Source organism: uncultured Azohydromonas sp., from assembly GCF_937926365.1.
GTDB lineage: Bacteria > Pseudomonadota > Gammaproteobacteria > Burkholderiales > Burkholderiaceae_C > Azohydromonas.
In genome coordinates, this window is record NZ_CALAOH010000019.1 from 71,503 (window position 1) to 85,072 (window position 13,570).

11 protein-coding genes and 1 pseudogene are annotated in these 13,570 nt (G+C 69.0%); 2 read left to right on the forward strand and 10 right to left on the reverse strand.

Annotation, left to right across the window (positions count from 1 at the left end; all coding sequences use genetic code 11):
• Positions 1-77: 77 nt before the first annotated feature.
• Positions 78-188, forward strand: a pseudogene (locus Q0741_RS01745) (type II 3-dehydroquinate dehydratase); the annotation flags it as partial.
• A gap of 25 nt (positions 189-213) precedes the next feature.
• Here the strand turns inward: Q0741_RS01745 and Q0741_RS01750 are convergent.
• The 5 genes from Q0741_RS01750 to Q0741_RS01770 all read right to left on the reverse strand — a co-directional run bounded on the left by Q0741_RS01750 (position 214) and on the right by Q0741_RS01770 (position 7,306).
• The gene (locus tag Q0741_RS01750) at positions 214-702 is read right to left on the reverse strand and encodes an acyl-CoA thioesterase (RefSeq protein ID WP_298231478.1); all 489 of its coding nucleotides are present in this window, start codon (positions 700-702) and stop codon (positions 214-216) included.
• Between the two features lie 26 nt (positions 703-728).
• Positions 729-3,440: a CoA-binding protein gene (locus Q0741_RS01755; protein ID WP_298231479.1), complete on the reverse strand. Its 2,712-nt coding sequence runs from the start codon at positions 3,438-3,440 to the stop codon at positions 729-731.
• 18 nt (positions 3,441-3,458) lie between these two features.
• The gene (locus Q0741_RS01760) at positions 3,459-4,742 is read right to left on the reverse strand and encodes an ATP-grasp domain-containing protein (protein WP_298231480.1); all 1,284 of its coding nucleotides are present in this window, start codon (positions 4,740-4,742) and stop codon (positions 3,459-3,461) included.
• A gap of 633 nt (positions 4,743-5,375) precedes the next feature.
• Entirely contained in the window at positions 5,376-6,455 is a 1,080-nt protein-coding gene (locus Q0741_RS01765) for a porin (RefSeq protein ID WP_298231481.1), read from the reverse strand.
• Positions 6,456-6,502: 47 nt separating this feature from the next.
• Positions 6,503-7,306, reverse strand: coding sequence for a substrate-binding domain-containing protein (locus tag Q0741_RS01770; RefSeq protein WP_298231482.1), 804 nt, complete (start codon positions 7,304-7,306; stop codon positions 6,503-6,505).
• A 91-nt stretch (positions 7,307-7,397) separates the two neighbouring features.
• Here Q0741_RS01770 and Q0741_RS01775 point away from each other — a divergent pair, with 91 nt between their 5' ends.
• Complete coding sequence (locus Q0741_RS01775; RefSeq protein WP_298231483.1) at positions 7,398-8,315, forward strand: LysR family transcriptional regulator; 918 nt, start codon at positions 7,398-7,400, stop codon at positions 8,313-8,315.
• 14 nt (positions 8,316-8,329) lie between these two features.
• Here the strand turns inward: Q0741_RS01775 and Q0741_RS01780 are convergent, their stop codons facing one another.
• From Q0741_RS01780 to tcuA, 5 genes are all read right to left on the reverse strand, one after another.
• Positions 8,330-8,914 (reverse strand): chromate transporter, encoded by a 585-nt coding sequence (locus Q0741_RS01780; protein ID WP_298231484.1) that lies wholly within the window; start codon positions 8,912-8,914, stop codon positions 8,330-8,332.
• Positions 8,911-9,492: a chromate transporter gene (locus Q0741_RS01785; RefSeq protein ID WP_298231485.1), complete on the reverse strand. Its 582-nt coding sequence runs from the start codon at positions 9,490-9,492 to the stop codon at positions 8,911-8,913. Before Q0741_RS01785 ends, Q0741_RS01780 begins: the two co-directional genes overlap by 4 nt.
• Positions 9,489-10,469: a tripartite tricarboxylate transporter substrate binding protein gene (locus Q0741_RS01790; protein WP_298231486.1), complete on the reverse strand. Its 981-nt coding sequence runs from the start codon at positions 10,467-10,469 to the stop codon at positions 9,489-9,491. Before Q0741_RS01790 ends, Q0741_RS01785 begins: the two co-directional genes overlap by 4 nt.
• 310 nt (positions 10,470-10,779) lie before the next feature.
• Positions 10,780-11,946 (reverse strand): tricarballylate utilization 4Fe-4S protein TcuB, encoded by a 1,167-nt coding sequence (tcuB, locus tag Q0741_RS01795; RefSeq protein WP_298231487.1) that lies wholly within the window; start codon positions 11,944-11,946, stop codon positions 10,780-10,782.
• Positions 11,933-13,348, reverse strand: coding sequence for an FAD-dependent tricarballylate dehydrogenase TcuA (tcuA, locus tag Q0741_RS01800; protein ID WP_298231488.1), 1,416 nt, complete (start codon positions 13,346-13,348; stop codon positions 11,933-11,935). Before tcuA ends, tcuB begins: the two co-directional genes overlap by 14 nt.
• Positions 13,349-13,570: the final 222 nt, after the last annotated feature.

The following is a 13,570-nucleotide window of genomic DNA, read 5'->3' on the forward strand; positions in this document are numbered from 1 at the left end:
GCCCGCCCGGGCGGCCTTCCATCTTCCGCAGGAGCCCCTTGATGAAGATCCTCATGCTTCACGGCATCAACCACGATCAGTCGGTGTTCGCCGAGATCGTGCGGGGCCAGATCTGCGGCTTCGGCGTGGAGAGCTACCTGCTGGCGCTGCGGGCGGCGGCGGCCGTGCGCCAAGCCCGCGTCGGTTGAAAGCGCCGCGCGAGCGCCTGCCCTCTCACTCCCCGTCAGGCGCCCGCATCCCCTTGTACCGCGCCTCCAGCTCCTGCCTCAGTTGCCTGCGCACCTTGGCCTGCTCGTAGCGCCGGCGCTCGTCGGGCGTGAAGGGCCGCAGCGGCGGCACCGGCACGGGCTTGCGGTCGTCATCCACCGCCACCATCGTGAAGAAGCAGCTGTTGACGTGGCGCACCACCTGGCTGCGGATGTCCTCGGCGATGACCTTGATGCCCACCTCCATCGACGAGGTGCCGGTGTGGTTGATGCTGGCCAGGAAGGTCACCAGCTCGCCCACGTGGATGGGCTGCCGGAACATCACCTGGTCCACCGACAGCGTCACCACGTAGCGCCCCGCATAGCGGCTGGCACAGGCGTAGGCCACCTGGTCCAGCAGCTTCAGGATCGTGCCGCCGTGCACGTTGCCGGAGAAGTTGGCGGTGTCGGGAGTCATCAGCACCGTCATGGTGAGCTGGTGGGCGGGCAGGTCCATCGCCGGGGTTCCTTGATGAGGTGGTTTCAGAGGACGTGCGCGCAGGCGGCTTCCGGCGTGCGCGTGTCCATGTTGCGGCCACGGTTGAGGTGGTCATCGATCTCCGCGGCGGCGCCGATCATCCGGCCATAGAGGAACACGGTGAAGGCCGCGTTCTCCAGGTCACGCACATCGAGCAGGCCGGCCTTGTAGTCTTTCCAGAGCAACCCCAACAGCAGTGCGGCAATTACCGCATCTACGTTGACGCAGAACACGTAAGGGCTCGCACCCACCTCGTACAGCGCCTGCGCCAGCTCCCGGTAGAAGGCGTGGAAGACGTTGTACCGGCCCTGATGCGCCATGAACTCGGCGATGAAGCGCTCGCGCGGGTCGTGGTTGACCGGCTTGCCCTTGAACACCGGATGGTGCACGCCGGGCAGCGCTCGCAGTTCCTGCCCCGCCTCCTTGGCCGCGCGCTTCTCGCTCTTGTAGCTGCGTGCGAAGGCCGTGGCCATGGCTTTGAGATCCAGCCCATGGTTGGGGTCGGTGGGGTCCTTCAGGCCCACGTCCTTGAACTGCTCCAGCAGGAAGGCCATGCCCTCGAAGCCGTTGCCGCCATGGCTGTAGCCGGTGTGGGTGAGGAAGCCCACCATGCCCTTGTTGATCTGCACGCGCTGCGGCGTCTGCGGGCCGTCGGCCGAGACGGCCCCCTTGGCGCCCTGCGCCGAGATCGAGCCCGGGCCGTTGGACACCAGCAGGCCGATGAGCATCTGCAGCGGCTGCGCCTGCTCGGGCATCGGCTTGCGCCCGGTGATGGCGAGATAGCACAGGTCGGCCATGGTCCAGCTGCCGTAGCGCTCGGCCTGCGAGATGCCGGCCAGCGAGCCCCACTGGTGCCGCTCCGCCGGGATGGTCGAGCCCACCATCACGCCGTAGAGACGCAAATACCAGGGCAGCGTCTCGGCCGTGAGGCGGCTGATGCGCTTGCGCATCAGGGGACCCCAGGCGATGGTCGTGGCGATGGCGGCCAGGATGGCGTCGCGCGACAGCGGGATCTCCTGCGCCAGCAGGAAGTCCAGGAACACCGACTTCACCTTGCGCTTGCTCACGGCCTGCAGCATGGCCTTGGGGTGCGAGTCCTTGGCCTCGTCCTCGCGCTGGCTGAACAGGGCCCGGCCCGCTTCGTCCAGGCGGATGTGCTTGAAGTCGAAGCCGGCCTGGCTGCCGTCCTTCAGGCCCGATCCCAGGAACAGCTCGATCAGCGTGCGCGTGCACGCCAGCGCCCGCTCCACGCGCTTGGGGCCGATGATGGACACGGCCGCGGCCATGACGGCGTTGGGCGCGTTGCCCGCGTCGCGCGCCGCCTGCGCGGCCACCAGCACCGGGTCGCCCACGAGGTTGACCTCCGCCGCCACCGCGATGTCCAGCAGCGCACGCTCGTTGGGGCCGGCCACCTCGTGCACCAGCGGCAGCGCGAACACGGCCTGCAGCGGCTGCAGCGCCAGGCCCAGCACCGGGTGCCCGTGCACCGAGCTCACCTGCGTGGCCGGGTCCATCTGCGAGGCGCCGGACTTGTCCTTCATGTTCTGGCGCGCGATCACCGCGCCCACCTGCTTGGACAGCGCGGCGATCTGGCCGGCATAGGGCTCGGGCGCGGGCACCGGCGGCAGCGCCAGCTCCGCCGGCAGCGGCAGCCCCTGGTCGTTGGCGAGCCAGGGTTTCAGGCTCAGGCTGCCGCGCGGGGGGAAGTCGGGCTTGGCCCCACTGAGCGCCATCACGGCGGTGAGCGCCGCCGGGATGTGGGCGATGTTGGTTACCACCGCACCTTTCTTCGACACCACCGGCTTCTCGGGCGTGAAGAGCGCGTCCACGCCCAGCGATTCCATGAACCAGCGCTCCTTGTCCTGCGCGCTGTCGCCTGATCCGGCCATGGCACCGGCATGGCCCACGGCGCGCGTGAGCTTGGACTTCCAGCGTCCCACCACGCAGGCCACCACCGGCTTGCCGAAGTCCAGGGCGTGCTCGTAGTAGCCGCCGGGCTCGGCGTACAGCACCGCGGCGCGCGAGCGGCCGTCGTTGCGGAAGGCATGCGCGAAGTCGCGCGCGGCGTAGTGGATGTAGACGTCCTTGCCCGAGGACACCAGCGTGGTCGTGCCCCAGCCCTCGCTGGCGAGGTACTGCGCGATGGTGGTGGTGAAGCCGCCGGAGTTGGAGAAGATCGCCACCGAGCCCTGCAGCAGCGAGTCCTCCGGCAGGTCGCCGCCCAGCGCGCCGCCGATGCGCACGCGGTTCCACGAGTCGGCCACGCCCAGGCAGTTGCCGCCGATGATGTCGATGCCCGCGCTCTGCGCCATGGCGCGGATCTCGCGCGCGTCGTGCACCGCGATCTTCTCGGTGATGATGACGATCTTGCGCAGGCCCGGGTTCACGCGGATGAGCTCGGCCACGCCGTCGCGCACGCCCGAAGGCGGCAGGTACACCACGCCGGTGTTGAACGCCAGGCCCGCGTTGAGGCCCTCGCGCACGTTGTTGAAGACGGGAATGTCGCCCGCGGGCGTCTTGAGCACCTGGCCGCCGCGGCCGGGCGAGGTGCCGAACACCACGTTGCCGCCGGAGAAGGCGTGGCTGGTGGGCGTGACCTGGCGCGACTCGCCGCCCAGGATGTTGAGGACGCACACGCGGTCGCCGCGCGTGGCGACGTCGGCCAGCGAGTTGATGCCCAGGTAGTAGGGGAAGCTGGAAATGCCTCGTGCATGCATGGTGTGTCTCCTTGGGCCTCAGGCGGCGTTCTTCTTGATGCCCAGCTCGGCGGCGATGGCGGCGCGCCCGCCGGCCTTCATCCACTCGTCGATGCGCTTGGCGTAGTTGACGACCTCGGAGATGGCGCTGTCGAAGCCGAAGAAGCGGTAGGGCAGGCCCAGCGATTCGCAGGTGTCGGCCAGGGCGGCGAAGCCGCGCACGAGGTTCGGGCCGCCGCGCCCCACCACCACGTACAGCGGCGTGGGCCCGTGGGTGGCGAAGTGCTCGCGCAGCGCATCGCCCATGGCGCGCAGGGTCTCGTGGATGTCCGTGTTGTTGGACTTGCCGCCGATGATGAACAGCACGTTGGACTGCGCCAGGAAGTGCCGGTAGCAGATGCGCGCCACCTGCTTCATCTTTTCGTAGGGCGGGTTGCCGCCGAAGTCCGAGGAGATGCTAGCGGCCTCGCCCAGCACCTCGGTCACCAGCGAGTTGGCGCCGCCGCCGAAGGTGGGCGCGAGGATGGTGCCGCGCTCGTTGATGACGAACACGTCCGACTGGCCCTGGTGCGTGCGCAGCTCGTTGACCTCCTGCTCGAAGGCGCCGACGTCGGCGGCGAAGAGGTGCCGCGGCAGGCTCAGCCGCGCCACGCGCGGGTCGTCGCGGTCGAAGCCGCACTTGAAGTCGCAGGCCACCGGGGTCAGCTTGCCGCTGCCGTCCACGCGCATGCGGATCGGATTGAGCTCCAGCGTGGTCATGCCGTAGTGGTGCATCAGCTCCCACAGCTTGGGCAGGTGCTGCACCAGGGGCGAGATGATTTCCTTGGGCGCGCCGATGTCGGTCAGCGCGTTGGCGACCACGAAGGCCTTCAGGCCGGTGAGCGCGTCGAAGGGCACGGTGGCGATCTCCGACTTGTCCAGCTCCTCGATGTCCACGCCGCCGCGGTGCGTGAGCGTCATGGTGGGTGCCCGGAAGCGCGTGTCGTCGGTGATGGCGAAGTAGACCTCGTGCTCGGCCGGCACGCCGCCCTCGAAGGTCACGCCGTTGGCCTTGGCCGTGGCGTTGCCGTGGCGGTGCTCGGCGAAGTACAGGCGCTCCTTCTCGGCCAGCGCTTGCGCCAAGTCCTTGGCACGGCCGATCAGGCCCGACTTGCCCTTCTTGCCCACGCCACCCTTGAACAGCGGCTTGATGAACACCTGTCCGTGGCGGCGGATCAGCGCCTGGATGTCGTCCTCCGACGCGTCGGGGCCGAGCACCTCCGCGGTTGGAAAATCGACGTGCCGCAATAACTGCGCGCCGTAAAGCATGCCGGTGAGTTGCATGGAGTCTCCTTCAGGTTGAACCAGGGCAGCGAAGCGGAATTTGCCTCGCCCATTTCCGAGAACACGAAACTTGCTATACGGGCGCTGCCGGCGGACGCAAGTGAAATCACGGGACAAAACCGGGCCAGCCGCCTGCCATCGCAGCAGGCAGAGTTTTTCGGCTTGGTCCGCTTGGACGCCTTGGACAGTGCAATAACGCACAGTATTCAAAGCAGCACTGTCAGTTTGCTGTCAGCTCGCCTAGGGAAACCCCTAGGTTGTTGCGTTGCGCACCGGGGAGCCCGAAGCGGGCTGAAACCGGCTTGGGACGCCGGCCACTCTTGGAGTTTCAGTATTTTGGCGCGGCGCAGTGAATTGCCACCCGCTGAGCCGTCCGCTAGAACAAGCAGGAATCTGTTTTCAGTGTGCAATTGCCATCGAAATAATCCGTCATGCCCGCGAAGGCGGGCATCCACGCATACCGGGATGCTGCCCGGAGCTCGTGGACACCCGCCTCCGCGGGCGTGACGGAATTCTTTAAGGCGGCATCAAGAACTGATACCAATATTCTGGACAAATGCCAGACGGCATCGTCCAGTTTTTGGACTGGCGTCCATGGCATAAGCCAGGCATTTATCGCCGGTCCGACGCCATTCAGAAACTGTGGCGCACGCCCATTTCAATGCCGCGAGAAGAGCCGCCCGCCGCAAGGCCGCTGGCGCCGCCGGGCACCGCGTAGGCCAAGCCGCCGCGGTTGTCGATGTGCGACAGCGTGCCGTACAGCGCCGTGCGCTTGGACAGGTGGTGCACGTAACCCAGGCCAAGCTGGCGCGCGCGGTTGCCGTCCAGCGCCGTGGCGCCGACCCGGCCGGAGAACTTCGCGCGCAGCCAGGAAGCCTTGATCTCGCCCTTGCCCACGGGGACCCAGGCGCCCACCAGCAGGTTGTCCTGCGTGGCATCGGCCTGATCGAAGCGGCGCAGCGCCAGCGACACGCGCACCGGGCCGAAGTCGTAGAGGCCGGCCACGACGCGGTCGTCGAGGCGGCCGGCGACGGTGAGGTCGTTCCGCGTGCGCGTGACCGCGGCGGAGACCACCACCGGCCCGGACGCGTAGCCCAGCCGTGCCCCGCGCACCTGATGCTGGCCATTGGCCGCCGCTCCGTTCTCGTCCTCCGCGACCATCACGCCGCCTTCCAGCCCGCCCCAGCCGGCGGGCATCAGCCACTGCAGCGAGTTGCTGGTGCGCGTGGTGGTGTTCGGCGCCGAGCCGAAGGCCGAGCGGATGGGGCCCGTCGGCGAGGCAGAAGCGAAGTTGTTGGAGCCGGCCACGCCCACGTGGCTGAACGGGTCGAAACGCACCCAGTTGACGTAGCTGGGCACGTAGTCCCGGCCCAGGCGCAGCTCCCCCCAGCGCTTGCCCGCCAGGCTGAGCGTGGCGCGCCGGTCCCAGAAGTTGGTGCTGGAGGTGCTGGCCCCGGTGTCCAGCGCGACGCCGCTTTCCAGGTGGAAGCCGGCAGACAGGTCGCCGCCCAGGTTCTCGGTGCCGCGCAGGATGAAGCGGCTGGTCGCGTTCGAGCCGCTGACGAGCGAGCTCACGCCGCCCAGGCCCTCGTTGCGGACGTGACGGATGGCGGTATCGGCAACGCCGCCGAGCGTGACACCCTGCGCCCAGGCAGCGGCGGCGGGGATCGTCCCCAGCGCGAGGCCCAGCATCGCCTTCATGGGCTTGTTCATGGCCTGTCTCCTTGGATGTTCTTGTTCGCGGCCCTGGTGTTGCCGCCTCACTTCGCCTCGGCCTCGGCCTTGGCCACCGGCTCCAGGCCCGAGGTGCGCACGATGGGCGCCGCCGCCGGCGAGGCCAGGAACTTCACGAGCCGCGCCGCCAGCTCCGGCTCCTTGCTGCCCACGGCCAGGCCGGCCGAGAAGAACACCTTCTGCTGCAGCTCCTCGGGCAGCGGGCCGACGAACTCGATGTCCTTGAACGGCAGCAGCTCGCTGATCTGCTGGAAGCCGAGGTCCGCGTCGCCGCGCGTGAGCACCGCGCCCACGCGCTCGCTCATGATCTTTCGCGACTTGTCCTTGATCTGCTCCCACACGCCCAGCTTCGGGAACAACTCGTTGCTCAGGTAGGTGCCGCTGGCGCTGGCCGAGTAGGCGATGGACTTGGCATCGAGCACCGCCTTCTTCACGCCCTCGGCCGTCGAGATGTCGGGCTTGGGCAGCCCCTTGCGCACCGACACGCCGATGAGCGAGCGGCCCAGGTCCACCCGCGTGTTGGGCACCACCTTGCCCTGCTTCACCAGGGACTCCAGCGCCGAGTCGGCCAGGATCACGATGTCGAACTGCTCGCCGCGCGCCAGGCGGCTGGGGATGGAGTCATTGGCCGTGCCCATCGACGCGCCGTAGGACGTGACGACCTTGTGCCCGGTGGCGGCCTCGAACAAGGGAACCAACTCTTTGTAGGCCGCCGTGAAGCCGCCGGAGCTGACGACGCGGATCTCGCCGGCCATGGCGGAAGCCACGGCACCCAGGGCCAGGCCGGCAACCAGGAAGGCGCGGCGGGTGGTGTTGAAGAAGTTGCTCATGAAACTTGTCTCCGTAGGGATTGGTGTCGGGTAGGGCATCGTAGAAACGCCCAATTGATCCGTGAATTGCATTGTTTTTATGATTTCATGCATGTCACGCATCAATTTCGCGCTCGAGGAGCTGCAGGCTTTCGTGGCCGTGGCGGACCGCAGCAGCTTCCGCATGGCGGCGGAGCACCTGTGCATCTCGCAGCCGGCGCTGAGCCGCCGCATCGACAAGCTGGAGGCCGCGCTGGGCCTGCGGCTGCTGGAGCGCACCACGCGGCAGGTGGACCTGACCGCCGCCGGGCGGCAGTTCCTGGAGCGGGCGCGGCAGACGCTGGAGGACCTGGAAGACGCGGTGACGCGCCTGTCGGACGACGCGCAGGCGCGGCGCGGGCAGGTAACCATCGCCTGCGTGCCTTCGGTCGCGCAGCACGTGCTGCCGGGCATCGCCAAGGCCTTCGCGCAGCAGCAGCCGCATGTGCGGCTGCGCGTCATCGACGACAGTGCGCACCGCGTGCTGGCCAGCGTGTGCTCGGGCGAAGCCGATTTCGGGCTCAACTTCACCGGGGCGCAGGAGCCGGACGTGGAGTTCGAGATGCTGGGCCACGACGACTACGCGCTGGTGCTGCCGCACGGGCACCCGCTGGCCGATCGCGCCAGCGTGGCCTGGGCCGACCTGGCGGACCAGAAGATGGTGGCCGTGTCGCGCCAGAGCGCCAACCGGCTGCTGGTGGACCACGCGCTGGCCGCCCTGCCCCAGCGCCCGCTGTGGTTCTACGAGACCGAGCACGTGGCCGGCGCGCTGGGGTTGGTGGCGGCCGGCCTGGGCCTGGCCGCGCTGCCACGGCTGTCGGTACCCCCGGGCCATGCGATGTTGCGCGCCATACCGTTGACCGATCCGGTGGTGAGCCGCGTGGTCGGACTGATCACGCGGCGGGGACGCATGCTCTCGCACACCGCCAGTCAGTTGTGCGGGCTGGTGCGGGAGAGCTTCAAGGAGCAGCAGACCCTGACCGGTGCCTGACGGCACCCACTGCACTACACCCATCCCAGTCCCCCCAGCACCGCACCGCCGGCCAGCAGCCACAGCAGGTGCATGCGCGTGCGCCACACCACCAGCGTGACCACGGCCGTCAGCAGCCAGAGCCGGCCGTCGCGCGTCCAGTCGCCCGAGGCCCGGGCGAGCAGCCAGGCCGTGGACAGCAGCACGCCGACCACGATGGGCGCCATGCCCTGGCGGAAGGCGCGCACGCTCAGCCGCTCGCGATGGCGGTGCCCCCAGCGCGTAGCCAGCAGCGTCAGCAGCGAGCTGGGCGCCAGGATGCCCACCGTGCACACCGCCATGCCCAGCACCGCCAGCGCCAGGCTCCAGACCGTGCCCGCGCCCGTCCCGGCGGCGTTGAGCCCCAGGTTCCAGCCCAGCAGCGCGACGAAGAGCATGTTGGGCCCCGGCGCGGCCTGCGCCAGGGTGATGGAGGCGGTGAACTGCGCCTCGCTCAGCCAGCCCTGCCCGTTCACCAGGTAGCGGTGCAGGTCCGGCGCCAGCGTCACCGCGCCGCCCACGGCCAGCAGCGACAGCGACAGCTGATAAAGCAGCAGGTGCAGCCAGTCGAGCAGGCTCATGAGTTCACTCCGCGCCGAAGCCGCCACCCGGTCAGCACGCAGGCCGCGCCGCCCAGGCCGAACACGATGGCAATCAAAGGAAGATGCAGCAGCACCAGGCCGGAAAACGCGCCGGCGGCGACGGCCACCACCAGCGCCAGCCCCAGCGGATGCCGGCGCAGTTGCGCCAGCAGCTTCAGGCTGGTGCCGGCGATCAGCCCCGCCGCCACCGCGCCCATGCCGCGCAGCGCGCCGGCCGCGGCGGCGTGGCCGGCAAGCTGGCCGTAGACGGTGGCGGCCGTCAGCAGCAGCACCAGCGGCAGGGCGAGCAGCCCGCCCAGCGCGGCGGCGGCGCCGCGCCAGCCGAAGTGCCGATCGCCGAACATCAGCGCCAGGTTGCAGACATTGGGGCCGGGCATGACCTGCGCCACGGCCCAGTCCTCCACGAACTCCTCGTTGCTGAGCCAGCCGCGCTTCTCGACCAGTTCCCGCTGCACCACCGCCAGCACACCGCCGAAGCCCTGCAGTGACAGCCAGGAAAAGGCCCAGAACAGCTCCAGGACCGTGCGCGGGCTGGAGGCGGCGCGCCCGGCCGTCATTGGATGGTGATCTTGCGCTCGCGGATCACGCGGCCCCAGGTGGCGGTTTCGCGCGCGATCTCCTGCGCCAGCTCCTCACGCGTGCCGGGTTGCGGCGTCAACCCGTGAGCGTCCAGCTCCTTCACCACCTCCGGCGTCTTGAGCACCTTCACCAGCTCGGTGTTCCAGCGGTCCAGCACCGGCTTGGGCACCTTGGACGAAGCCACGAAGGCGTACCAGTTGGTGGCGCTGTAGCCAGGGTAGCCGGACTCGGCGATGGTGGGCACGTTGGGCAGCGCCGGCAGCCGCTTCGGCCCGGTGCTGGCCAGCGGAATCAGCTTGCCGGACTGGATATGCGGCAGCGCCGTGGACAGCGTGGAGTAGTACGAAGCCACGCGCCCGCCCAGCAGGTCCTGCAGCGCCGGCGCGCCGCCCTTGTAGGGAATGTGCGTGGTGGTGATCTTGGCCATGTCGTCCAGCAGCTCGCCGCCCATGTGCGCGGCGGAGCCCGGACCGGTGGAGGCGTAGTCCAGCTTGCCCGGGTTCTTCTTGGCGTAGGCCACGAAGTCGGCGAAGGTCTTGATGCCCGTGCCGGCATGCACCACCAGCACGTTGGGGAAGTTCACGCCCATGGTGATGGGCGCCAGGTCCTTGACCGGGTCGTAGGACAGCTTCATCAGGTGCGGTGCCACGGTCAGCGGCCCGACGGAGCCGAACAGGATCACGCTGCCATCGGCCGGGCCCTGCGCCGCGTACTGGTGCGCGATGTTGCCGCCGGCGCCGGGCTTGTTGTCGATGACGACCGGCACGCCGATGTTCTCGCCAAGCTTCTTGCCGATGATGCGCGCGGCCACGTCGGCTGCGCCGCCTGCCGCGAAGCCCACCACGATGGTGACGTTCTTCTTGGGCGGGAATTCCTGGGCCTGTGCCCAGGCCGGCATGAGAAGGCCGGCAGCGGCGCAGACGCCGGTGAGGCGCAGCAGTTGGCGCTTGTCCATGGTGTGTCTCCTGTTCAGTGAGGGGGCTGTTCGATGGGGTACAGGGTCGATGCTAGAAAGCCGTCATTGATCTGTGAATTGCATTGTTTTGATCAATAAATGCACAACACACATCAATTCAGCGTTTCGAGCCTTCTGGGGAAGCCTGGAATGCCGTCGGCTTTTCCATTTCTTTTGGATCGCGACATAAACAACCCCGTCACACCCGCGGAGGCGGGTGTCCACGAACGCCAGGCTGCATCGCGGCCGGCGTGGATGCCCGCCTTCGCGGGCATGACGAGGCTCGTCAAGCAGTGATCGCGAACCGCAATCAATCGGCGCCGAGGCCGATCGGGTTCGGTTGGCGCTTCTCGACCGCGTGGCGCAGCAGCGAGGCGCTGCGGTAGACGGCATGCGCGAACTTGCCGTAGGGCAGCGTGACGAACAGCGCCATCACCGCGCCCAGGTGCAGGCACAGCAGCAGCGCCAGCGCCGGGGTGCCGCGGCTCAGCCACAGCGCCAGTCCGCTGGCGCTGGTGAGGAACAGCAGCGCGATGAAGCCCAGGTCCATCGGCTTCTGCGCCGCATCGCCCTGTCGCGGGTGGCGGCGCTTGCGCAGGCTCCACAGGCCCGCCGTGCCGATGCACAGGCTCACGCCGCCGAGCACGCCCAGCAGCTTGGGCAGCGAGGGCAACTCGTAGGGCGCCGTCCAGCCGAGGACGTAGTGGTAGATGGTCGCCACGCTGGTGGCGGCGAAGCACAGCATGAAGCCGTAGAAGGTGAAGTGGTGGAAGCGCCGGCGCGACAGCGTGTAGGCGTCGTCCTCGTTGTTGCAGCCCTGGCCGTGCCCGCCGTCCAGGTATTTCAGGCGCAGCACGTCGTGCGTGGCCTCGGCGATGGCGGGCGCGCTGGCCGGCTGTCCGCTGGTGGCGGGCTTCACGTCGCGCCAGAAGCGCCACGCGCCCATGCCCAGCGCCAGCACCACGAAGCCGAACACCGGCCCGAACAGGCTCACCAGCAGGTTGTGCTGGAACAGCTCGTGGAAGCTGCCGCCGGCATCCCACAGCGCGCCGCGCAGCGACAGCATCAGCGCCAGGAAGAGCGAGAAGGCCAGCACCAGCGCCACCGAGAGCGTCAGCCCGTTGCGCTTGTAGAGCGCGCCCAGCGCGGGCGGCCAGGCGTAGTCGGCATAGGTCTGGCCGCGCACCTTGGCCATGGCCTGCGGCACGTTGATGGCGAACTCGTGCGGCGGCGCGTACTGGCAAGCGTGCAGGCAGGCGCCGCAGTTGTGGCAGAGGTTGGCCAGGAAGTGCACGTCGGCCTTGCCGAACTCCAGCCGCCGCGTCATGGCGGGGAACACGGCACAGAAGCCCTCGCAATAGCGGCAGGCGTTGCACACGGTCATCTGCCGGGCCACCTCGGACTCGGCGGCGGTGATGACGATCTCGCCCTCGGCCAACGCCCGGGCGTCGCGGGTCAGAGCCTCAAGCGACTGCATGTTCTTTCACTCCTTGCTGCAGGGCGGCGCGCGCCGCGTTGGTGCCGGCGATGCGGCCGAAGGCCGTGCCGATGGACATGCCCACGCCGGCGGTGTAGCCCTTGCCCAGGACGTTGCCGGCCATCATTTCGCCCGCAACGAACAGATTCGCGCTGGGCTCGCCGCCGAAGCGCACGGCGGCGGTGTCGTCGGTGCGCAGGCCCAGGTACGTGAAGGTCACGCCCGGGCGCACGGCGTAGCCGTAGAAGGGCGGCGTGTCGATGGGCCGCGCCCAGTGGGTCTTGGCTGGCACCACGCCCTCGGTGCGGCAGTCGTCCAGCTTCGTGTGGTCGAAGCTGCCGGGGCGGCAGGCGGCGTTGTAGTCCTGCAGCGTGCGCATGAAGGCGCCCACGTCCAGGCCCAGCTTGGCCGCCAGTTCCGGCAGGCTGCCGGCCTGCACGCCCGGGAACACCGGCGGCATGAAGCGGCCGATGGCCTTGGCGTCGATGATCGAATAGGCGACCTGCTCCGGCTGCTGCGCCACCAGGCGGCCCCAGATGGCGTAGCGCTTGGGCCAGAAGTCCTCGCCCTCGTCGTAGAAGCGCTCGCCGTGGCGGTTGACCACCACGCCCAGCGACACGCAATCGATGCGGGTGCAGATGCCGCCGTCGTACAGCGGCGCGCGGGCGTCGATGGCGACCATGTGCGCCTGCGTCGGGTCGCCGATGCGGTCCGCGCCATGGTCGTCGAGCAGGTGCTTGAGCAGCACGCCCTGGTTGAAGCGCGTGCCGCGGATGAGGAAGTTGTCGGCAGGCCACTCGCCGCGCTCGTTGCGGCCCCAGGCCTCGCGCAGCCACTCGCGGTTCGATTCGAAGCCACCGGCCGCCAGCACGCAGGCCTTGGCGGTGATGCGCTCGCCCTTGACCCACGCGGCGACGAAGCGGCGCTGGCCGTCCAGCTCGATGCGCTCCACCGGCGCCTCGTAGCGCACGCGCACGCCCAGCCGCTCCGCGCTGCGGTAGTAGGCATTGACCAGCGCCTTGCCGCCGCCCATGAAGAAGGCGTTGGTGCGCGCGACATGCAGCGCGCCCGACAGCGGCGGCTGGAAGCGGACACCATGGCGGCGCATCCAGTCCCGGCAGTTCGACGACGCGCGGATGACCAGGCGGGCCAGGTGCTCGTCGGTGATGCCGCCGGTCACCTTCAGCAGGTCCTGCCAGTATTCCTCTTCGGGATAGGCGTCGACCAGCACGTCCTGCGGCGCGTCGTGCATGCAGCGCAGGTTGCGGGTGTGCTGCGAATTGCCGCCACGCCATTCGCGCGGCGCGGCCTCAAGCAGCAGCACGGAGGCACCGGCTTCGCGCGCCATCAGCGCGGCGCACAGGGCGGCGTTGCCGCCGCCAATGACCAGGACGTCGATCATGCGGCGTCCTCGGATGAGGGCATGGGGAAGAAAGGCACGGTTCGGTCTTGTCGATGTTTGACGCGACTCTACCGATACCTGGGGGCCCTGCTAAGGCGCCGGACGGAATGGGGGCTTCACGATTTGTGAAGGGTACGGCGGGGAGGCGCCGCCGGGCGTTTCAGCGCTGGGCTCGGCACACCTGGAGCGCGCGATGTACCGTCCCCGATATCCGCTTCTGGT

Coding starts and splice junctions, on each gene's coding strand:
- Q0741_RS01750 (WP_298231478.1), bottom strand. CDS start 702: ATGGACCTGCCCGCCCACCAGCTCACCATGACGGTGCTGATGACTCCC.
- Q0741_RS01755 (WP_298231479.1), bottom strand. CDS start 3,440: ATGCATGCACGAGGCATTTCCAGCTTCCCCTACTACCTGGGCATCAAC.
- Q0741_RS01760 (WP_298231480.1), bottom strand. CDS start 4,742: ATGCAACTCACCGGCATGCTTTACGGCGCGCAGTTATTGCGGCACGTC.
- Q0741_RS01765 (WP_298231481.1), bottom strand. CDS start 6,455: ATGAACAAGCCCATGAAGGCGATGCTGGGCCTCGCGCTGGGGACGATC.
- Q0741_RS01770 (WP_298231482.1), bottom strand. CDS start 7,306: ATGAGCAACTTCTTCAACACCACCCGCCGCGCCTTCCTGGTTGCCGGC.
- Q0741_RS01775 (WP_298231483.1), top strand. CDS start 7,398: ATGTCACGCATCAATTTCGCGCTCGAGGAGCTGCAGGCTTTCGTGGCC.
- Q0741_RS01780 (WP_298231484.1), bottom strand. CDS start 8,914: ATGAGCCTGCTCGACTGGCTGCACCTGCTGCTTTATCAGCTGTCGCTG.
- Q0741_RS01785 (WP_298231485.1), bottom strand. CDS start 9,492: ATGACGGCCGGGCGCGCCGCCTCCAGCCCGCGCACGGTCCTGGAGCTG.
- Q0741_RS01790 (WP_298231486.1), bottom strand. CDS start 10,469: ATGGACAAGCGCCAACTGCTGCGCCTCACCGGCGTCTGCGCCGCTGCC.
- tcuB (WP_298231487.1), bottom strand. CDS start 11,946: ATGCAGTCGCTTGAGGCTCTGACCCGCGACGCCCGGGCGTTGGCCGAG.
- tcuA (WP_298231488.1), bottom strand. CDS start 13,348: ATGATCGACGTCCTGGTCATTGGCGGCGGCAACGCCGCCCTGTGCGCC.